Origin of the sequence: Cochlodiniinecator piscidefendens, assembly GCF_011326755.1 — a bacterium.
In the GTDB taxonomy this organism is placed as follows: Bacteria; Pseudomonadota; Alphaproteobacteria; order Rhodobacterales; family Rhodobacteraceae; genus Cochlodiniinecator; species Cochlodiniinecator piscidefendens.
In genome coordinates this window covers 40,638-61,555 of record NZ_JAAOIE010000012.1, presented here as the reverse complement: position 1 = coordinate 61,555, position 20,918 = coordinate 40,638, and the positions used below count along the sequence as shown (strand labels likewise).

19 protein-coding genes are annotated in these 20,918 nt (G+C 51.1%); 12 read left to right on the top strand and 7 right to left on the bottom strand.

Going from position 1 to position 20,918, the window contains the following annotated elements; genetic code table 11:
• A partial coding sequence (locus G9C99_RS18345) for a hypothetical protein (RefSeq protein WP_205859893.1) occupies positions 1-212 on the bottom strand: 212 nt, incomplete at its 3' end.
• Positions 213-357: 145 nt separating this feature from the next.
• A complete protein-coding gene (locus G9C99_RS17820; protein ID WP_166418896.1) occupies positions 358-528 on the bottom strand; it encodes a hypothetical protein in 171 nt (56 codons plus the stop codon).
• A 914-nt stretch (positions 529-1,442) separates the two neighbouring features.
• Between G9C99_RS17820 and G9C99_RS17815 the strand changes: the two genes are divergently transcribed.
• Complete coding sequence (locus G9C99_RS17815) at positions 1,443-3,278, top strand: BCCT family transporter (protein ID WP_166418895.1); 1,836 nt, start codon at positions 1,443-1,445, stop codon at positions 3,276-3,278.
• A 123-nt stretch (positions 3,279-3,401) separates the two neighbouring features.
• Here the strand turns inward: G9C99_RS17815 and G9C99_RS17810 are convergent, their stop codons facing one another.
• Entirely contained in the window at positions 3,402-3,992 is a 591-nt protein-coding gene (locus G9C99_RS17810) for a DUF1285 domain-containing protein (RefSeq protein WP_166418894.1), read from the bottom strand.
• A 71-nt stretch (positions 3,993-4,063) separates the two neighbouring features.
• Between G9C99_RS17810 and G9C99_RS17805 the strand changes: the two genes are divergently transcribed.
• From G9C99_RS17805 to G9C99_RS17790, 4 genes are read left to right on the top strand one after another with little or no spacing between them, the layout of a single operon-like run.
• A complete protein-coding gene (locus G9C99_RS17805) occupies positions 4,064-5,071 on the top strand; it encodes an AAA family ATPase (RefSeq protein ID WP_166418893.1) in 1,008 nt (335 codons plus the stop codon).
• Positions 5,068-5,940, top strand: coding sequence for a DUF58 domain-containing protein (locus G9C99_RS17800; RefSeq protein ID WP_166418892.1), 873 nt, complete (start codon positions 5,068-5,070; stop codon positions 5,938-5,940). Before G9C99_RS17805 ends, G9C99_RS17800 begins: the two co-directional genes overlap by 4 nt.
• Before the next feature lie 4 nt (positions 5,941-5,944).
• Positions 5,945-8,698: a DUF4159 domain-containing protein gene (locus tag G9C99_RS17795; RefSeq protein WP_166418891.1), complete on the top strand. Its 2,754-nt coding sequence runs from the start codon at positions 5,945-5,947 to the stop codon at positions 8,696-8,698.
• Between the two features lie 5 nt (positions 8,699-8,703).
• Positions 8,704-10,752 (top strand): hypothetical protein, encoded by a 2,049-nt coding sequence (locus G9C99_RS17790; protein ID WP_166418890.1) that lies wholly within the window; start codon positions 8,704-8,706, stop codon positions 10,750-10,752.
• Here the strand turns inward: G9C99_RS17790 and G9C99_RS17785 are convergent.
• Positions 10,749-11,102 (bottom strand): hypothetical protein, encoded by a 354-nt coding sequence (locus tag G9C99_RS17785; protein WP_166418889.1) that lies wholly within the window; start codon positions 11,100-11,102, stop codon positions 10,749-10,751. The two genes, G9C99_RS17790 and G9C99_RS17785, sit on opposite strands and share 4 nt — an antisense overlap.
• Positions 11,103-11,272: 170 nt before the next feature.
• On the opposite strand from G9C99_RS17785, the gene G9C99_RS17780 reads away from it, so the two are divergent.
• The 6 genes from G9C99_RS17780 to G9C99_RS17755 all read left to right on the top strand — a co-directional run bounded on the left by G9C99_RS17780 (position 11,273) and on the right by G9C99_RS17755 (position 17,533).
• Entirely contained in the window at positions 11,273-12,715 is a 1,443-nt protein-coding gene (locus G9C99_RS17780) for an FAD-linked oxidase C-terminal domain-containing protein (protein WP_166418888.1), read from the top strand.
• Between the two features lie 40 nt (positions 12,716-12,755).
• Entirely contained in the window at positions 12,756-13,874 is a 1,119-nt protein-coding gene (locus G9C99_RS17775; protein ID WP_166418887.1) for an FAD-binding protein, read from the top strand.
• A gap of 2 nt (positions 13,875-13,876) precedes the next feature.
• Positions 13,877-15,199 carry a glycolate oxidase subunit GlcF gene (gene glcF, locus G9C99_RS17770; RefSeq protein WP_166418886.1) on the top strand — a complete coding sequence of 441 codons (1,323 nt, stop codon included), beginning with the start codon at positions 13,877-13,879 and terminating at the stop codon, positions 15,197-15,199.
• Positions 15,200-15,259: 60 nt separating this feature from the next.
• Positions 15,260-16,084, top strand: coding sequence for a trypsin-like serine peptidase (locus G9C99_RS17765; protein WP_166418885.1), 825 nt, complete (start codon positions 15,260-15,262; stop codon positions 16,082-16,084).
• A 131-nt stretch (positions 16,085-16,215) separates the two neighbouring features.
• Positions 16,216-16,677: an Hsp20 family protein gene (locus G9C99_RS17760; protein WP_166418884.1), complete on the top strand. Its 462-nt coding sequence runs from the start codon at positions 16,216-16,218 to the stop codon at positions 16,675-16,677.
• A gap of 109 nt (positions 16,678-16,786) precedes the next feature.
• Entirely contained in the window at positions 16,787-17,533 is a 747-nt protein-coding gene (locus G9C99_RS17755; RefSeq protein ID WP_166418883.1) for a glutamine amidotransferase, read from the top strand.
• A 96-nt stretch (positions 17,534-17,629) separates the two neighbouring features.
• On the opposite strand, the gene G9C99_RS17750 is transcribed toward G9C99_RS17755, so the two are convergent.
• Together G9C99_RS17750 and G9C99_RS17745 are read right to left on the bottom strand one after the other, a co-directional pair.
• Positions 17,630-18,625 carry a zinc-dependent alcohol dehydrogenase family protein gene (locus G9C99_RS17750; protein ID WP_166418882.1) on the bottom strand — a complete coding sequence of 332 codons (996 nt, stop codon included), beginning with the start codon at positions 18,623-18,625 and terminating at the stop codon, positions 17,630-17,632.
• 151 nt (positions 18,626-18,776) lie between these two features.
• Positions 18,777-19,205 carry an FKBP-type peptidyl-prolyl cis-trans isomerase gene (locus tag G9C99_RS17745; RefSeq protein WP_166418881.1) on the bottom strand — a complete coding sequence of 143 codons (429 nt, stop codon included), beginning with the start codon at positions 19,203-19,205 and terminating at the stop codon, positions 18,777-18,779.
• Between the two features lie 269 nt (positions 19,206-19,474).
• On the opposite strand from G9C99_RS17745, the gene G9C99_RS17740 reads away from it, so the two are divergent.
• Entirely contained in the window at positions 19,475-19,897 is a 423-nt protein-coding gene (locus G9C99_RS17740; RefSeq protein WP_166418880.1) for a hypothetical protein, read from the top strand.
• 50 nt (positions 19,898-19,947) lie between these two features.
• Here G9C99_RS17740 and G9C99_RS17735 read toward each other — a convergent pair whose 3' ends face one another.
• On the bottom strand, positions 19,948-20,817 hold the full coding sequence (locus G9C99_RS17735) for a glycosyltransferase family 2 protein (protein ID WP_166418879.1): 870 nt from the start codon (positions 20,815-20,817) through the stop codon (positions 19,948-19,950).
• Positions 20,818-20,918 lie beyond the last annotated feature (101 nt).

Here is a 20,918-nt window from a genome sequence, read left to right as displayed (position 1 = left end):
GCGCTCCCGTAAGCCGCTTCTTCAATCACATCAACAGAACCTAACGCAGACAATCCCTCAATCCCCGCATCCGCCTTCCGACGACGCAAATCTAAAAGAATAAAACCGTCAGAAACAACGCCTAACCTAGAATATTGTTCCCAAAATATGGATGATTGAATGAGTGATTTTACCTCGCAGGAATAAAAGATCGAAGAAAAGGCATGCGGCAAAGATCATGCTGACTTGATAGGCTGGGGCGGTCCAATCCTGTAACAGGATGGTAAGCGCCCAGTTTTGATTATAAACGTACCCGCAAGCTGCCTATGCTATGTAACCAGTGAGCGCAGTCGAGAAAGCTGTTAATCTTCAGTATTGCTAGGCGCGAAATATAGTGAGGCCAAACATCAGCGACAAAACTACAACGTTTACCAACCCAAAACGCTGCAAATCTGAAAGCAAACCGTTTACGGATGCTGCATACCGCTCTAGGGCGAACTTTTGTAACGTCATTTGGCCAACACGTAACTGCGCAATGCGTTCAAGCATCACACTGTCTGTGATTTCTGAGGCAGCACGCCAGAATTCGCATTTCTCGCTGCAACTATTCGACAGAGCATTGGCAAGAAGAGCGGGCACAATCTGCTGACGTTTCGATTCTATGGTGAGTGCCTAGAAATTAAGTGATGTGACAAAACACCTAATCGTTCTGAGTGACTGCCAATTTCTGTCAGAGGGCCTTCATCAGACCATACTACATTTGCTGCATCTTGGACTTCGGCGAAAACAAATAATTGCAACCGTTCCTCGACCTGCATTGGATTTATGTATGTCACGGCGACAAGAAACGCAGAAAGCAGTAGTCCGAGCAGAATTGAAGCTGCTTTGCTTACCTGACCCATCGAAACGTCCTTAGTCTCACCCGTCTGAGGATGCCGTGCTCGTTCGTTGTGGGCAAGAGGACACAAATGAGTAATCGCGTAAAAGGAATGAGTTGAGTATTTCCACCTGCTCACATCCAGGCATTGTTGTATAGTTGGGAACACTTTGTTTCACTTGCCCGGTGGGTATAGATACAATGTCTCGCCCAACACGGTTTCGCGAATATAGTTATTTGATTGCAGAGAATGTGGTAGGTTCATGGTGAAACAGTCTAAATGACACACCCGTGTATTTGGCGTTCGCTCAATTGTAGCGGTTGGCAAACTGGGTGCTTCTTATTGCGAAATTGAGAACGGAGGTCAGAAAAAAGAAGTTTACTGTTCCCGATCGTCACTAAAATAATAGGAGGCTTAGAGGCGTTTTCGATCCGGTTTTATAACGAGCAACCTATTGCCATTAGCCCTAATCAACAAAAAACGGCGAATTGCGACGTTAATGGTTGGTAAAATGCCGGAATCGTCCGCGCTCACATCGTGAAATAGAGGAAACACAACAGAACCGTGCGAACAGGGAGAAAACGCATGTCTATCAAACCACCTTTTACCGAACTGGAAATTAAGAAAGCCAGTTCAGGTTTCTATGAAGGCTATAGCCTTCCAATTGCTTTAATCAGTAAGATTAGTATGGCATTGCTCGTAATTTGGGCACTTGTCTGGCCACTAAACGCCAACAATGTATTGGGCAGCCTAAACTGGAGCCTCCTCGCGAGCTTTAACGCGTTTTACATTGTCATTGTGGGTTTCTTTGCTTTTTTCCTCTTTGTTGTCGCTGCATTGCCTTCGACTGGGAAACGGATCATGGGCACCCCCGGGCAACAGCCAGAGTTCTCAAATTTCTCATGGTTCTCCATGATGTTTGGTGCTGGTCTAGGTGTGGGTCTTATGGTTTTCGCGACAGCAGAACCTTTGGGCCTTTGGGGATCAAACCCCGAAGTGGTATCTGGTTCAGTAGCAGGCAATAGCCCAGAAGCTGTTGGTTCAGCTTACCGTTACACATTCTTGCATTATGGTATTCACGCTTGGGCAATCTACGTGGTAACAGGTCTTTCGTTGGCCTATTACGCCTACACACGTAACATGCCTTTGACTATTCGTTCCGCTTTGACCCCATTGTTTGGGCGTCACGTGAATGGATTGTTGGGTGACATCGTCGATGTTTTGGGTGTTGTTGCAACCATTCTGGGTGTTTCTGTAACCATCGGTTTTGGTGTGAGCCAGTTCATCGACGGCGTATATGCAGTTACCGGCATGGAATGGATGATGGATATGACAGGCGAAGCGCCTAAGCCAGGCACAGTTGGCTTGGTTGCTGGTCTGATCATGATCATGGGTCTTTCCATTATCTCAGCTGTATCTGGTGTTGGACGTGGTGTTAAATACCTCTCTAACCTGAATCTTGTGTTGTCGATCATTCTGTTGGGCGTATTTGTGATCTTCGGATCATTTGCTTTCGCAATGACGACATATGCCGCTTCATTGGTGGACTACATTGGTCACTTCGTTCAGCTAAGCTTTGGTGCTTATACGCCTTTGTCCGCTGACGCATTTGCCGCTGCATTGCCAGAAGCTGCACAGCCTCTCGCTGGCGACTTGATGGGTGGCGCAACGAATGCTTGGGGTTCTTTTGAGGGCTTTAAATCTGGCCTCGAAGGTGCTGCAGCTGAGTTGGATGAAGATACATTGGCTGCAGTTTATGCGGCTGGTAACGAAGGCCGTCAATTCGGTTGGCAGTCCGGTTGGACTACATTCTACTGGGCTTGGTGGATCGCATTCTCACCATTCGTGGGTCTGTTCCTTGCGCGTATTTCCAAAGGTCGTTCCATCCGTGAGTTTATCATTGGCTGCGTGTTTGCGCCGACATTGGTTTGCTTTGCATGGATGACAATCCTTGGTGGTACAGCAATCGATCTCGAATTGTCTGGTGCAGCTGAAGGTGCAATCATCGGCGCATCAAACACAGCGAAATTGTTCGTGACTTTGAGCGAAATGATTTCAGGTGGCTTCTTGGCTACAATCACTGTGATGTGTGTTGTTCTGATCATGACCTTCCTCGTAACTTCTGCTGACTCTGGTATTTTGGTGATGAACACCATCATGTCCGGTGGCGAAGAAGAAACTGGTGTTAAACATCGTATCGTTTGGGGTGTTATCCTAACGCTTGTGATCGGCACACTGTTGATCGCTGGTAAAACAAACGGTGGCTCTGACCCTATGGAAGCTTTGAAAAGCGCAATGATTATTGGCGCTTTGCCTTTCACTATGGTTATGGGGCTGATGTGTGTTGCTTTGGCTAAGGCGCTTTACCGTGATGGTAAACGTGATCAGGTTGCGGACACCCAAACAGCTGCAGCTGAATAATGGTTTAGGGCCGCACGGCTAAGTGCGGCCCGCCAGGTTTCTGCTTTGCCGTTCAAGAAAAGAAAAAACCCCTCGAGTGCGAACTCGAGGGGTTTTGCATTTTTAAATGTGTTTTCTGTTGTGTCACTCTGGGAGTTCAGCTGACGGAATAATGGGAAAGAACTGTCCACCGGACCAAACACCAAACCAACTTTGGTCATCTACGTTTTCGTGTGTGCAAATCTCCACCAATCTGTAGAAACTCTTGCGATCTATCAACGCTTCCAGATTTGCTCGGATTAAGATGTAGGGGGATGGTTCGCCCGTTTCGGGATCTCGCTCGACACGGATAGGATTGTCGGGTCCTGCTATAGCGGTATCGTCGACATGGGTCTCGAATGTAAGGATCTGGTCCTGACCTTCACCTGTGGTTTCGAAATCAATCGCGACAAATGGGGCATCATCGACTTGTATCCCGACTTTTTCAACCGGCGTGACGAGGAAATAATCATTACCATCTTTGCGGATGATTGAGGAAAACAGCTTTACCAGTTCCTTTCGCCCCATGGGTGTGCCGAGGTACCACCATGTGCCATCACGCGCGATCCGCATATCGAGGTCGCCACAAAACGGGGGATTCCATAAGTGAACCGGAGGAGGGCCCTTTTTAGAGGCCGCTTTTACCGCAGATGCGAGGTTTTCCGCCGTAGGTGATATTTTCTTTTCGTCAGCCATCGCTTTTGTCATTTAACCTTGGGGACATATTCGTACTACTATGAGTGTAGATTGTAAAAAGGACGTGCGCCATGACCAATGCCGAAAATCTGGTTCAGGATATTGAAACACTGGGCGAACGGCTCGCTGTGGCGAAACAAAGTATTACCAAACGGTTCATCGGTCAGGAGCGTGTCGTTGATCTAACGCTTTCGGCTTTGTTGTGCGGCGGGCATGCTTTGCTGATTGGTTTGCCAGGACTCGGTAAAACGCGATTGGTTGAAACTGTATCAACGGTTATGGGGCTGGATGGCAATCGTATTCAGTTTACGCCTGACCTCATGCCTGCGGATATTCTGGGCTCTGAGGTGTTGGAAAAGAAAAAGGGCGGGGATCGCGAGTTTCGCTTTATCGAAGGTCCGGTTTTTTGCCAACTTCTGATGGCGGACGAAATTAACCGTGCTTCGCCAAGGACACAATCTGCGCTGTTGCAAGCGATGCAGGAAAAACGAGTAACCATCGCCGGTGAAGAGCGCGCATTGGGCGTACCTTTTCACGTTTTGGCAACGCAAAACCCATTAGAGCAAGAAGGCACATATCCGTTGCCTGAGGCGCAGCTCGACCGGTTTCTAGTGCAAATTGATGTTGAATACCCCTCTCGTGATGTAGAGCGTGAAATTTTGATTGCAACGACCGGTGTTGAAGAGACCGAAGCGACAGCCGTATTCGATACGAACGAATTACTGGCTGCGCAGACATTGCTGCGACGCATGCCCGTCGGGGAAACGGTTGTTGAACTGATCTTGGATCTTGTGCGTGCCTTTCGTCCAGATGAACCTGACGCGCCAGAAAGTGTGCGAGACAGTGTTGCATGGGGACCCGGACCGCGTGCCGCGCAGGCGTTGATGTTGATGACGCGCGCGCAGGCGCTACTAGATGGTCGGTTGTCTCCATCACCAGATGATGTGGTAGCAATGGCGCGTCCCGTATTGACCCACCGTATGGCGCTAAGTTTTGGTGCGCGCGCGCGTGGTGAAAATCTGACAAACCTGATTGATCAAGTGAGCAAAAGCCTAATGGCGTCTCAGGTCGCCGCATGAGTGACGCGCGCCAGCTAAGGCGCGGGGCGGCGGAGCTTTCGGCGCCGTTTCCACCGCTGTTAGCTGAGGCCGAACAATTAGCGGCAACTGTTATGTTCGGGGAACATGGGCGACGCCGGGCAGGGCTTGGCGACGAGTTCTGGCAATATCGCCCGGCTGCGGAAGGGGATGAGGCCCGGCTCATAGATTGGCGGCGGTCTGCTAAGTCTGACGTTCATTTTATCCGCCAAAAAGAATGGCAAGCAGCCCAGTCGGTTCTTTTGTGGCCTGATCTATCGGAGAGCATGGCATTTTCTTCGCATAAGAACCTCCCTACCAAAGATCATAGGGTACGATTGGTTGCATTGGCTTTAGCGACCCTTTTGGTGCGCGGCGGGGAACGTGTCGGATTAGCTGATAGTGAAACGCCCCCTGCGACCGGGGAAACGCAGTTGCTGCGCTTGGCCGAAGCTCTGGCATCGGGGCGTGAGGCCTTGGAATATGGAGCGCCAGAATTGCGTGGGCTGCGCCCCAATGTGCGTGCTGTATTGGTGTCGGATTTCATGGGGGACATCGCTAAAGTTGAAACCGCGCTACAGAAAGCATCAGATCGTGGCGTCAGAGGCGCTTTGCTACAGGTGTTGGACCCGGCTGAAGAGGCCTTTCCTTATGATGGGCGCACAATATTCGAAAGCATGGGCGGGCAGCTGCAGCATGAAACCCTAAAAGCGGGTGATCTGCGCCGACGGTACTTAGATCGGTTAGCTGCACGCAAAGATGAATTAACGCGTTTGGCGCGAGCGTCAGGTTGGCAATATCAGTGCCATCATACTGACAGCTCTGCACAGATCGCATTGATGTGGCTATACCGCGCGTTGGAACAAAGGTGATGACATGGTGATCGGTCCAATTGGATTTGCAGCCCCGGCGTTGTTGTGGGGATTGCTGGCATTGCCAGTGTTGTACCTTCTGTTGCGCGCTGTTCCGCCTGCACCCGTTCGGCGGCGCTTTCCGGGGGTGGCCTTACTTTTGGGCCTTAAAGACGACGAAAGCCAAAGCGACAAAACTCCTTGGTGGTTGTTGGTGCTACGTATGTTGGCGGTGGCCGCTGCTATCATTGGATTTGCCGGACCTGTGTTAAATCCCGATGGCGAAGTTGCGAGGAGTGATGCGCCATTACTGATCCTATTTGACGGCGGATGGGCTGATGCCCGAGATTGGGACGCACGCCGCGCTCGTGCCCAAGAAGCCTTGGCCGAAGCCGGGCGAGAAGGGCGCACTGCTTCAGTGGTTATGTTAACCGATCTACCAGTAGAAGGTGTTCTATTTCAGGCTGCGAATGGTTGGAATGAACGTGTTTCGGGGATGACCCCAAATGCGTGGGAACCTGATTTTGTCGAAGCAGCCGCATGGGCCGAAAACCTGACGGGTCATTTCGATACGCTATGGTTTTCTGATGGACTCGCCTATGAGGGGCGCCCCGATCTTTTGACTGTTCTTCAAACCTACGGTGCAATCCGTGTAATTGAGGGCGGGCGGCCAACCTACGCGTTGCGCCCAGTGGTTTATGATGACGATGCGCTGCGTGTTGTCGCGGTGCGGCCAACCGAAGGCATTGGCGCTGAAGTCGAGATTGCGGTGCATGGCCTGAACCCTGCTGGTCAGGATAGTATTCTAGCGGTGGGAACGGCTGATTTCGCTCCGGGTGATACCGAAGCAGAGGTGGCGTTTACTCTGCAACCGGAATTGCGCAATCGTATTACACGGTTTCAGATTTCGGGCCACCGAACCGCTGGCGCGACGAGCTTGGCTGATGATGGGCTCAGGCGCCGTGAAGTGGCGTTGCTGGCTGCGGGAAATGAGCGTGAAACATTGCAGTTGCTATCGCCACTACATTACCTGAACAACGCGCTTGAGCCGTCTGTCGATTTGCTTGATGGAGAGCTTGAAGCAATTTTACCGGCCAATCCTGATGTGATCGTTCTGGCGGATATTGCGCAGCTTACTCAGAGCCAAACGCGCGATATTGCGGCGTGGGTTGCGCAGGGAGGCTTGTTGGTTCGATTTGCGGGTCCGCGACTCGCGGCGAGCGACATAAGTAGAGACGTCGAAGACCCGTTAATGCCTGTTCGTTTGCGGCAGGGCGGTCGCAGCGTTGGCGGTACTTTGACTTGGGGGGAACCCAAGGCGTTGCTTCCTTTTCCAGAGAATAGCCCGTTTTACGGTCTGACTATTCCTCAAGATGTGGTTGTGAATGCCCAAGTCGTTGCGCAGCCTGATCCGGCCCTCGCCGAACGTGTGATTGCTGCGCTTGCAGATGGGACACCCTTGGTAACGCGTAAATCATTGGGGGCTGGGCAGGTTGTGTTGTTTCACGTCACGGCGAACGCAGATTGGTCAACGCTTCCGCTATCAGGTTTGTTTGTGGAAATGCTGGAACGCTTGTCGATTTCTTCTCATACAGCTTTGCCGGCACCCGAGGACCTCGAAGGAACAACATGGGTGGGGGAAAAAGCATTAGACGCCTTTGGGAGTTTGCATGATGTAGACACCGTTATTACGACTGCGGGCGAGAGTTTGCTAATCCAGCGTTTGTCGCAGGCGTTACCGCCGGGGTTGTATGCAGGGCCTGATCGCCAGATCGCATTAAATGTAATGCGTGAGGATACAGTGTTGCGGCCGGCGACTTGGCCGATTGGCACAGTGATCGAAGGGCTCACTCTGACACCTGAAACACGATTGAAGGGGCCAATGCTGACCGGGTCTTTAGGTTTGTTTTTACTCGACGTCTTAGCGGCGTTGTGGTTGACGGGCCGCCTATGGGGGCGGAGCATTCCAAAGAGCGCAATGATTGTGCTACTGGCGAGCGCACTGCCGATGGATGTGAAAGCGCAAGACGACGCTTTTGCTATAGGTGTTACGACTGATGTAGTGCTTGCTCATGTTCTTACGGGCGATTCTGAGGTGGATCGAACGGCGCAAGCTGGGTTGGCTGGGTTAACTCGGGTCTTAAACCAAAGGACATCAATTGAACCATCCTCACCCGTTGGCGTGGACTTGGAACGTGATGAACTGTCGTTTTTTCCATTTTTGTACTGGCCGATCACGCAAAATCAGCCGCTCCCGTCAGATGAGGCTTATGCAAAGTTGAATCGCTATTTGCGTGGCGGTGGCATGATTTTGTTTGACACCCGCGACGCTGATATTCCGGGGCGCGAAGGGGCGAATGCGGTGGCGCTACGACGTCTGGCGGGGTCTTTGAATATTCCACCTCTTGAACGTATTCCTGAGGATCATGTTTTAACGCGTGCATTTTACTTACTGCAAGATTTCCCAGGGCGCTACGCCGGACGGGATGTCTGGGTCGAAGCCGCACCTCCCGGAGCGGAACAAATCGAAGGAATGCCGTTTCGCAATCTTAATGACGGCGTCACGCCTGTTGTGATTGGCGGCAATGATTGGGCGTCGGCATGGGCCATTGATCGTACTGGGAATAGGATGTTTCCAGTTGGGCGTGGCTTTACCGGCGAACGCCAACGCGAAATTGCATATCGGTTTGGGGTCAATCTGATGATGCACGTTCTGACAGGGAATTATAAATCGGATCAGGTACACGTGCCTGCGTTGTTAGATCGGCTGGGGCAGTAGACGATATGATAAATGACATTATCTTTGACCCGCTGGTTTCGTTGCCAATGCTTATTGCCTGTATAGGTTTGGCAATCCTGACTGTGTTTTTTGCGTTTTGGCGCGGGTTAGCTGGCGTTTGGTGGCGTGGCTTTGCAGCGCTTGTGTTAGTATGCGCCATTGCAAACCCTGCGCTGCAGCAGGAAGAGCGGGACACCCTAAACGATATCGTTCTTGTAGTTGTGGATGACACATCCAGCCAACGCATCGGTGGGCGCGAAGCCCAAACCGAAGAGGCATTGAACGATCTCAGTCGCCGCATATCTGGTCGCTCAAATACGGATCTGCATGTTGTTCGGTTTGGTGACAGTGATGGGGATCAAGGTAGTTTGCTTGCGGCGGCGATTACCACTGCGCTTGCAGATATTCCTCAATCGCGGTTGGCTGGCGTCGTGGTGTTGAGCGATGGATTGATCCATGACGTTGACGCTATGCCGTCATTGTCTGCCCCGGTGCATTTATTGCGAAGCGGGTTTGCCGACGATTGGGATCGACGCCTCAGCATACGCAACGCGCCGGGGTATGCCATTTTGGGGGAAGAAGTTACTCTGACATTGCGTATCGACGATATGGGTGCACCTCCTTTGCCGGAACGGGAGGCAGAAGTTCAGGTTTCCATCAACGGTGAGGCCCCTCTGGCGTTTCGTGTGCCTATAGGTGTTGATCTGGATGTACCCGTTATGTTGCCGCACGGCGGAATGAACACCATTCAATTTACGACGGCAGCTCAGGGTCTTGAGCTGACCGACCGTAATAATACAGCTTTGGTGCAGATTAATGGCGTTAGAGATCGCCTTCGGGTGTTGCTTGTCTCTGGGGAGCCGCATCCGGGCGAACGAACTTGGCGCAATTTGTTAAAATCTGACAGTTCCGTTGATCTCGTACATTTTACCATCTTGCGGCCTCCGGAAAAACAAGATGGCGTTCCGGTTAATGAACTGTCGTTGATCGCATTTCCAACCCGCGAACTGTTTCTGGACAAGATTGATGATTTTGACCTTATCATATTTGACAGGTATCAATTGCGGGGCATTTTACCTTCGGCCTATCTGGATAATGTTGCGCGATATGTTGAGCGCGGCGGAGCGGTTTTGGTTGCGGCTGGGCCAGATTTTGCGACGGCCAATAGTCTTTATCATTCGGCGCTGGCGGATGTATTACCTGCGGCCCCAACAGCGCGAGTTTTTGAAGAGGGGTATCGCCCCGAAGTTTCAGAAATTGGGTCGCGCCATCCGGTGACCGAAGATTTGATGGAGGGACTGACGGATTGGGGGCGTTGGTTCCGGCTGATTCAATTGTCTGCACCCGAACGCGGTCAGACGATTATGACGGGTGTTGATGGGCAACCTTTGCTTGTTCTTGATCGTGTCGGAGAGGGGCGCGTTGCGCTTTTGGCATCTGATCACAGTTGGCTTTGGTCGCGCGGGTTCGAAGGTGGCGGCCCACAGGCAGAATTGTTGCGACGGTTGGCCCATTGGATGATGAAGGAGCCGGAACTGGAAGAAGAAGCGCTTTGGGCGGAGGTTCGTGGTCAGTCGATGACAATTGTGCGCCGCACGTTAGAGGAAAGCGTACCTGACGTTGAAATCACGCTGCCTGATGGGGCGGTCGTGGTTAGGCCACTGACACAGGTTTCGCCCGGACAATATGAGGTGGTTTTTGATGGACCGGTTGTGGGGCTGTATCGCCTGAGCGACGGTATCGAAGATGCAGTCGTTGTCCTTGGGCCGTCTGCGCCGCGCGAGTTTGTAGACACGATTGCATCTGACGATGCATTGACACCGATTGTTGCAGTGATGCGTGGCGGAATGATTGGCATGGAAGAGGGGATGCCAAATTTACGAAATGTCCGCGCTGGGCGGCCAGCCGCCGGACGTGGTTGGATTGGGCTGACGCCGAAGGGAGCTTATTTAACCACCGATGTCGTTATTCGCCCCGCTTTACCTGCATGGTTGTTTCTGTTGATCGCGGTTGGATTGATGATAGCAGGTTGGATGCGGGAAGGGCGCCGTTAGCGATCAATCAAAAAGGGCGTCGTGGTTTCAGCCCACCCCCCCGTTAGTGTACGAGTGCGGATAAACACTTGCTGCGCAGCAGTGGGAATTTCTATTCCAGATTGTGACCGGGTAAAGGGTTGTTCGTTCACATGAGGATGGCCCAAAACGCGGGTACCCAAAACTGTGCCGCCTTCCGCTTCAACGCGCCACCCGTCTGCGTAGTCATCCCATCCTGTGTCAGCATGGCGCAGCGTAACGTCAAATCGCCATCCACTGGCGTTTTTTTCAGCTGCAATATCTTCAACAACGGCAGGATCTGCCGATACTGATGTCATAGACATTATAAGAAAGAGCGATGCGTATTTCATTTGGTTTCACTTCCTAACTGGACAAGTATGTGATTTGTGCAAAGTTTTCTGGATGATCAGCAAGAGCGTTTTGATTGAATCACACGGAAGTGTGGGGTTCAGTAAACTAGGGCTTGCCGCGTTCTCTAAATTGGTTATATTTTATTACCAATAATTAAAGGAGCGCCCCATTGGACATGCCTGCCCCAAATACCGAGGTCATAGGCCGCAAGGCGCAGATCGTACGGCGACTCCGGTCCGTATTACCGTCGGATGCCGTGATTGACGCACCAGAAGAAACCCGTGCTTATGAATGCGACGCGTTGACGGCATATCGTTGTGCGCCTCTTTGTGCTGTGTTGCCGCGAACAACACATGAGGTTTCTCAGATCCTGAAGATTTGTTCGGAAGAAGGGGTACCAGTTGTGCCGCGTGGGGCTGGCACGTCATTGGCAGGGGGGGCTTTGCCAACTGCTGATAGTGTGATTTTGGGTGTGGCCCGGATGAACGAAGTGTTAGAAACAGATTACGAAAATAGATTTGTGCGTGTACAAACTGGTCGTACCAACCTTGCTGTAACTGGGGCTGTTGAGGGCGAAGATTTTTTCTACGCGCCTGATCCTTCTAGCCAACTTGCCTGTGCGATTGCTGGAAATATCGCAATGAACTCAGGTGGGGCGCATTGTTTGAAATATGGAGTTACGACCAACAATTTGATGGGCGTTACACTGGTGCTTATGAATGGTGACATTGTCGAAATCGGTGGGGCGCACTTAGACGCAGCCGGACTTGATTTGCTTGGGGTGATCTGCGGGTCTGAAGGGCAGTTGGGTGTCGTTACCGAAGCCACATTACGCATTTTGCGAAAGCCAGAGGGCGCGCGCCCGATCCTTATGGGGTTTGACGATAACGAAATTGCTGGGACCTGTGTTTCGGACATCATCAAAGCCGGTATTCTGCCCGTTGCCATTGAATTTATGGATCGCCCTTGCATTCGCGCGACCGAAGCCTTTGCAGGGGCCGGATACCCGGATGTAGAGGCATTGCTGATCGTTGAGGTCGAAGGCTCAGAAGCAGAGATCGACGATCAATTGGCCCGGATTGTCGAAATTGCCCGTCGCCATAACCCTGTTGAATTACGCGAGAGCAAATCCTCTGAGGAAAGCGCGCGAATATGGCTTGGGCGTAAGTCGGCATTTGGCGCGATGGGGCAGATCAATGATTACATGTGCCTGGACGGAACAATCCCGGTTACTGAGCTCCCTTTTGTGTTGCGGCGTATTGGCGAGATGAGCAAAGAATACGGTCTGGACGTCGGCAACGTTTTTCATGCAGGCGATGGCAATATGCATCCGCTGATTTTGTTTGATGCGAATAAGCCAGGGGATCTGGAACTATGTGAAGCATTCGGCGCAGACATATTGCGGCTTTGTGTTGAGGTCGGCGGTTGCCTGACAGGGGAACACGGTGTTGGAATTGAAAAACGCGATTTGATGATTGATCAATACGCGCCCAATGATCTGGATATCCAGATGGCTGTGAAGGATGTGTTTGACCCTGATTGGTTGCTTAACCCGGCGAAAGTATTTCCGTTAGAAGCCAGCCAAACACGTCGAATGCCGGTGCAATCGTGACGTCTCACTTCAATGTAACCTTTCCACCGAGAAGACAAATATGAAACCTATTGATGAGAAGTCTGTGGTTGAAATCGTACAGTCCACGGCTGGCCCATTGCAGATTGTTGGTGGTGGTACGCGGAGCAAAGATTTAGTAACGGCTGACAAAACTTTGTCGGTGGCTGGGTTGTCTGGTGTGTCACTTTATGAACCCGGCGCTCTGACGTTGGTGGCACAAGCGGGTACACCCATTGCAGAAATTAATCGTGTGTTGGCCGCAGAACGGCAGCGTTTAGCATTTGAGCCGATGGACCATCGGGGGCTGCTTAGCACATCTGGTGAACCTACTATTGGTGGTGCTGTAGCCGCAAACGTATCGGGGCCGCGCCGCATTCAAGCAGGGGCCTGCAGGGATTCTCTTCTGGGTGTTCGTTTTGTCGATGGGGCCGGGCGTATTTTGAAAAATGGCGGACGGGTGATGAAAAATGTCACTGGCTATGACCTCGTAAAACTGATGGCAGGAAGCAGGGGAACACTGGGCGTTGTAACCGAAGTGTCGCTTAAAGTGCAGGCCATCCCGGAATGCACTGGGACCTTAGCCTGGAGTGGTCTTGGGTGGGCTGCGGCGCTTAAGGTATTCTCAGGTGCTTTGGGGTCGCCATATGATATTACCGGTGCTGCTCGTTTACCTGAAGGTTGGGGAAATCGCGACGAAAGTTCTTGGACTTTTATTCGCGTTGAGGGGCTCGAGAATTCCGTTAAATATCGGCTAGGAGAGTTGCAAAAAACATTTGCTGAGTTCCCTGCGCCCAAGGTGATCTTGGATCATGAGGAAAACCAACAGATATGGCAGAGCGTCAGAAACGTATCGCCCTTTGGTGATAAAGTAGGAAATGTTTGGCGGACCTCAGTGAAGCCGACGGATATGATATCTGTCGTCGGGAAAAGTGACTACGAACATGTGGTGGATTGGGGGGGCGGACTCGTTTGGACTTTGGCCCCCGAAGATGTTGATCTTCGTCAGATACTAAAGGGGATCGAAGGGTACAGCACACTCGTTCGGGGGGATGCTTTCCCATCCTTTGAACCTGAAAATGCAATTGTGACGCGTTTGAGTGAAGGTCTGCGGCAGAAATTTGATCCACGGGGTATATTTAATCCGGGGTTGATGGGGTAATCATGCAAACACATTTCACGCCAGAACAGTTAGAAATTCCAGCGCTTGCCCGGTCAAATGAAATTTTGCGTGCCTGTGTGCATTGCGGGTTTTGTACGGCGACTTGCCCAACGTATCAGGTGTTGGGGGATGAATTGGACAGCCCGAGAGGGCGGATTTACCTCATTAAAGAAATGTTGGAAACTGGGCGGCCAGCTGACGAAAAAACAGTAAAGCATGTTGATCGCTGCTTATCGTGTTTGGCGTGTATGACAACTTGCCCTTCGGGCGTGCATTATATGCATCTGGTGGATCATGCCCGTGTGCATATCGAAAACACATACAAACGCCCGTTAATGGATCGGTTGTTGCGGTGGAGCTTGGCCAAAATACTGCCTTATCCAGGTCGGTTTCGTCTTGCTCTGTTGGGGGCAAAAATTGCGCGTCCACTTAAACGGTTTTTACCTGATCCGCGCTTGCGGGCGATGCTTGATATGACACCAAAGCAAATCCCGCCGGTTAGCCGAAATGATGATCCGCAGGTGTTTTCAGCGGTTGGAGCAAAGAAAATGCGCGTCGCGTTGATGACGGGATGCGCGCAAAAGGCTCTGAATACAGACATCAACGATGCGACGATCCGATTGCTTAAACGGTTAGGGGCCGAGGTTGTGATTGTAGATGGTATGGGGTGTTGCGGGGCGCTCACCCACCACATGGGGCGTGAAGGTGAAAGCCATGCAGCCGCCGCAAAAAACATCCGGGCGGTTATGGCCGAAAAACGGGCCAATGGCCTAGACGCCATTGTGATCAATACCTCCGGCTGCGGAACTACTGTGAAAGATTATGGTCATATGTTTCGCAACGACGCCCTTGCACAGGATGCCGCCGCAGTTTCGGCTATGGCTGCGGATGTATCGGAAATCATTATTCAGTTAGACATGCCTGAAAGCACCGCCAAAGACATGCGGGTCGCCTATCACGCAGCTTGCTCTTTGCAGCATGGGCAGCAGATTAAAACCCATCCTAAAACGCTTTTGAAAAGGGCAGGGTTCACGGTTCTTGAACCTTCAGATCCACATCTATGTTGCGGGTCAGCAGGCACTTATAATCTGATGCAACCTGAAATTTCATCTGAGTTGAAACGACGTAAAGTCAACACTCTGGAGGCGAAATCACCTGATGTCATCGCCGCCGGAAATATTGGATGTATGATGCAGATCGGTTCAGGGACCGACGTACCAATTGTACATACCGTAGAATTGCTCGATTGGGCTTTGGGGGGGGCTGAACCTTCGGCACTATCCGCGAAAGCCGCTGAACACCCCAAGGTACCCGTTTTGCGATAATCCTGCCCTATTCTTGCCGCACCTTGTGTGTACCTCTTTATGGAAATGTTGGAGGGCGCGATGCAGTTGATCATTAAGTTATGTGCAGTTTTAGGATTTTTTATAGCGTTCCTCGCTATGCCTGCTGTTGCTCAAAACAGTGGTTTGCAAAGCTTGAGAACCAGTGATCAAAGCCGGCAATGGGATGCGGTTGGACGGCTGAATATTGGCAGCAACAGCATCTGCTCAGGTGCGCTTATTGAACCGGATTTGGTTTTGACGGCTGCACATTGTTTGTTTGATCGTTCGACAGGGGTGTTGCGTCCAGCACATGATATTGAATTTGCGGCGGGCTTACGCAACGGACGCCCGACAGCTTATCGTCGTGCCGTGAATATTTCTGTGCACGAGCATTACCGTTTTACGACGGATGTGCGTCCGGCGTTAAACTATGATTTGGCGCTGGTTCGTCTCGAAAGCCCAATTGAAAACGTGACTGTGACCCCATTTTTGTTGGGTGCAAAGCCAGCGCAGGGCGCTGAAATTGGCGTAGCGTCCTATGGCCGAGATCGTGCTGATACCCTAAGTTTGCAGGAACGTTGTCAGGTGCTACGCCGTCAGTTCGCCACATTGATCATGTCATGTGATATTGAACCGGGTTCATCTGGCGCGCCTGTGTTTGAAGTGCAAAATGGCGAATTGCGTATTGTGTCGGTGATTTCAGCAATGGCTGATATCCGAGGGCAAGACGTTTCTATCGGTACATCAGTCGAAGGGTTGATGGATCAGATGATGGCGGAATTGCAGACGGATGTGACAGCCGTGACGCAAACCTCGACGCAACCTCGCAGGTTGCGGATGAATTCCCAATTGAATAGCACTGGTGCGCGATTTGTGAGGCCGTAACTGGGCAGGGCTTGAAAGCGTATTTTCCAGACATACATGAAGTTTACCGGATGCCAAATGTGGGTCCGGTTCATGTAACGCCTGTCCATTTCGGAAGGCACCTATCGGAATCGCTTTTAGGAGGATCCCCCATGCGAGCTTTTGACCTTTCCCCTCTGTACCGTGCGTCTGTTGGCTTTGACCAAATCGCAGATCTTATGGATCGTGCGCTAACAAACGACAGCGGGCAAAATTCCTATCCCCCTTATAACATTGAAAAAATGGCGGACGATTCATACCGGATTTCCCTTGCTGTCGCAGGGTTCTCTGACGCTGATTTATCCGTCGAGGTGCGCAATAATGCATTGATCATTGCGGCGAAAAAGGCGCCGGAAACAGATGCGAAGACCTATCTGCATCGTGGAATTGCGACCCGCGCGTTTGAACGTCGCTTCCAGTTGGCGGATCATGTGCGTGTATCCGGGGCCAGTCATGTGGACGGGATGTTGCATATTGATCTCGTGCGTGAGGTGCCTGAGGCGCTGAAACCACGGCAGATTGAGATACAAACTGAACCGCAGGTAAAGCCTCAGGTTATTGACGCTGCTGAATAATTTCGGCCATTTGTGAGAATGAAAGGTGCGCTTTGGCGCGCCTTTTTTGTTGGTGTTGACGGCGCGCTGGGCTTGGGTCATTTTCCGGTTCAGAAAAACCGGAGCCACAATGAAACCCTTTTTAATCTTGCAATTGCGTCCAGAGGCGGAAGCGTCTGATGATGAGTATCAGGCTTTTTTGGATAAAACGGGTTTAAAATCAGAAGAAACGCATCGTGTTTGTTTGGATCGCGAAGAACTGCCGCAGGCCTTAAATCTGACGGATTATTCAGGCGTGATTGTTGGCGGCGGGCCGGGATGTGTGAGCGATGATCCAGCCAAAAAAAACGCGATTGAGGCTCGTATAGAAGCGGCCATTTTACGGTTGATGCCCGAAATTACCAAAACTGATTTTCCGTTTATGGGGTGCTGCTATGGCATTGGAATCCTTGGATATCATTTAGGCGCGGACGTTAGTAAACGCCAGTATGGTGAAGACGTAAGTGCAACCCAATGCTCTGTGACATCTGAAGGAATTTCGGATGCGATGCTTGCGGGGTGTTCGGATGTTTTTGGGGCGTTTGTGGGACATAAAGAGGCATTGCAAGAACTGCCGGAGGGGTGCGTTCATTTGTTAAGTGCGCCGAGCTGCCCCTATCAAATGATCCGCTACAAAGAAAATGTCTATGCAACGCAGTTCCACCCTGAGGCTGATGCCAAAAGTTTTGCTGTGCGTATAGGGGTTTACAAGGATCGCGGGTATTTCCCGCCAGAAGATGCACAGCGCTTAATTGACATGTGCCATGCGGCGGATGTGCAGGAACCGGGGCGCATTTTAAAGAATTTCGTGGAAAAATACGCCAGCCCAGACGGGTAAAAAACCGGCGTATGGATTCTATGCAGGAACTATGCAGCTTTTATATGGTTTTTATGCATACGATTTGCGCAACGTTAGTTCCTGCAATGTTTTTCATTAATCCAAAGTCGCCTGAACTTTTAAGCTTTGTTCTGGGGGGCGCGTGCCCAGAATTTGCGCGACATCCTCTAGCGGCAATTGATGTGAAACCAAGCGTTCGATATCCGGCCCGTAATCTTTGATCGTTTTAAGAGCCGCGGGGATATTGTGGTTTAGGGAATGAGACCCAGCCAAAGTTATCTGACGGCGAAAAATTTCAAACGGTGAAATTTCAACACGTAGCTCAGAAGAGCAAACACCGAAGAACAGTCCTTTGCCGCCATTTGCAATGTAGTTTGGCAATTGGGAAGCGACAGGCGCGGCGCCCGTGGCATCAACAGCAAGATCGGCGCCGTGATGCATTGCAGCCAATTCTGCGGAACCTGCGGCAATCCCGCCAAACCCAAAGCTATTGGCCAAGGCCAATCGCGAGTCATCTATATCAACAAAACTGATGTCAGAGATGCCTTGGTTCTGCAACGCAATCCCCATCAAGAGCCCCATTGGTCCAGCCCCGAAAATAAGAGCGTTTTCCATATTGGGCGCAAAGACAGTTTCAACACCATTTAGAACACAGCCCATCGGTTCGGCCAGCGCTGCCGTGGCAAAGCTGAGATCACCGATTGGATGCACAGCAGAGGCTTTGACACAGCTAAGTTCGGCAAAACCACCGTTTTGGGTAACACCATATGCCCCAAGCTTTTCACAGAGATGGGCCCAACCCCGTTGGCAGGCGCGACAAGTGCCGCATTCGATATTAGGATCAATGGAGACACGATCGCCAATAGAAACCCCGGTGACATCTGAACCGACCTCAACAATCGTCCCTGAATATTCATGCCCGGGCACGAGAGGGAACGCGGATGTTCCATAATTGGCGTTTAAGACTTCGAAATCTGTATGGCAGATGCCGCTGGCGGCGACCTTTACTATAACTTCGTCATTGCCGGCTGTTGGGTCCGGTAGCGTGGTGACGCTGACTTCGCCGCGTGCTGGGTAAAGGATTGCTTTCATTTCAGACCTATTGGGGAGTTGAATGGGGGTGGTATTTGATGAAATATACCAGTGGGGAAGGCGACAACGAATTGCAGCGATTTTCACCCCTGAGTTGCCCGCAAACCTTATGAAAGAAATAGGTTTGCGGTCTGAGTTTCAGTGACCTAGATCAATTGACCGATACGATTTCGAAATCGAAGGTCAGTTCTTTGCCCGCAAGCGCGTGGTTGGCGTCGAGGGTGACTTCGGTTTCGGTCACTTCAACGACGGTCACAGGCATCACGTGGCCTTCGGGGGTTTGCATTTGCAACATGGTGCCAAGATCAAGCGGAATGTCAGCCGGGATATGTTCGCGTGGGACGGCTTGGCGTGCATCTGGGTTAACATCGCCGTAGGCTTCGTCCGGGGCAATCGTGACGGATTTTTTGTCGCCGACCTTCATGTCGTAGATCGCGTTATCCAGGCCAACGATGATCTGGCCAGAGCCCGCAGTGAATTCCAGCGGATCGCGGCCTTCGGAGCTGTCAAAGGTCGCCCCATCAGCAAGGGTGCCAGTGTAGTGAATGCGGACGGTATCGCCGGATTTAATTTCGGTCATGAAAAAACCTATCGGTTTGAGAAAAAGAACCGCACGGGCATGACAGGCCGCACAGAATGGATCGGCGGCAGGATAGGGGGCAATTGGGGAAAGTAAAGGTGTTGGGTGATTGGCGGTTCGCACAACATTAGAATGTTTGTCGCGGTTTTGTGTTTTGTGGGTAGGGTCAATAAAATAGGCATTGGTTCTGGCGGTCGGTCGGGATTGTATATAGATTTCTCGATTATATCTGTGCGTGTTTTAGGAAGTTTGGCTAAATGGAACCTTGGGTGAAAAGGCAGAGATTTGCTGATCGGTTGTCAAAATCAATAGGTGTTATTTTGGTTTTACTCGTTTTGCTCTATTTGGCACTTCAAACCACTATTTTATCAGTTATCCCGTTTCCAAAGGCCTTAACTTTTCAAGGTGATCATGAGGAATTCATTGAGTGTTTTGAACAGCACGCGACTCTTGCGGACGTTGATGGAGTGACGAGTTACCGTCGAGATGTTACGCGGCCTGAAAACCGTATTCGACTTGCTCAAGTGCAAGGTTTCTTGCGAGCTTCTGCGTCTAGGGCAATGTTCATTGATCTGGGCGAGGACCATTTTCAAATAGTAGATGGCTATTATGAAAACCGTCATGAACGGTCGCGGCCGATACGCAAGTATGACATGATGATAGGATGGCTGTGTGGAACTGGTAACCTCTGATGGTCTAGATACTTTATGTTTATGGTGCCTGCATATTGCGCTGAATTGGATTAAAACCACTGCCCAGGTTCGATCAGGCCGAGGTCCAGCAGCTGTTGGGAATGCCATTCGAATTGCACGGAGTTGTGCCACGCAAAGCTGTTGATTTCAAAGCGGCTGCCGGGGTTGATCTTTAGCGCTTTGGCTGTGCGGAAGGAGCAAATCGCGGCAGTGACGTTGTTGTGCCACGGGCAGGCGTAGGTGTTGTACTCTTCGTCATTAAAGGTGTGATCATCGCGCAGCTCCAGGCCCGGCTTCGAACGGAACAAAGAGATGCGGTCGATTTTGCGTTTTTTATAAGGTATGTGTTCCTCAAACCGCCATTTCAGTCCGCCGAAGAAATCAAGTTGGCGTTCTTTCGGGTAGTTGTGATTGGCGGCATCGTTGCGCGCCAATGCATAATAGCCGGTTTTATCGAGATGCGCGGTTTCTAAAGACACGGCCATCGGGGTTGTGTCCAAATCCTTGGCATACAGGTCAATGACGTAGGTCAGGATCGAATCGCGGCGCTCTTCGTTTTGGAAGGTCAGCATCTCACCAACGGTGCGGGCATCACTAAATGGATAGAAGAGATATTCTGCGTTATAGCAGTAATACATCCATTCACCCGGCTTTGCCTCAATCATCGCATTGATGACGGTTTCGGTGGCTTGGTCCTCATTCATGTCAAAAATGATGTGATGCACACGTTCATTGAGGACGGGTGGCAGATCGATTTCATTGGGGCCAAAAACCAACACTTCAGCAAAGCCTGCTTGTAAATGATGACGAATTGTCGTGTCGACCTCCGACAGATCCTCAACCAAGATAAAGGCATAGGGGCCTTTTTTCAGGGATTTGACCCCAGAGGACAGGAATGTATTCAGATCACTGTATTTCATATTTACGCCATTCAGGTCGGTGATGTTCACTGTTTCATAATTCGGTTAATTCTGGGTGCATTGCAAGCGTTGCAGGGCAGGCAATAACGGGTTAAAAGGCG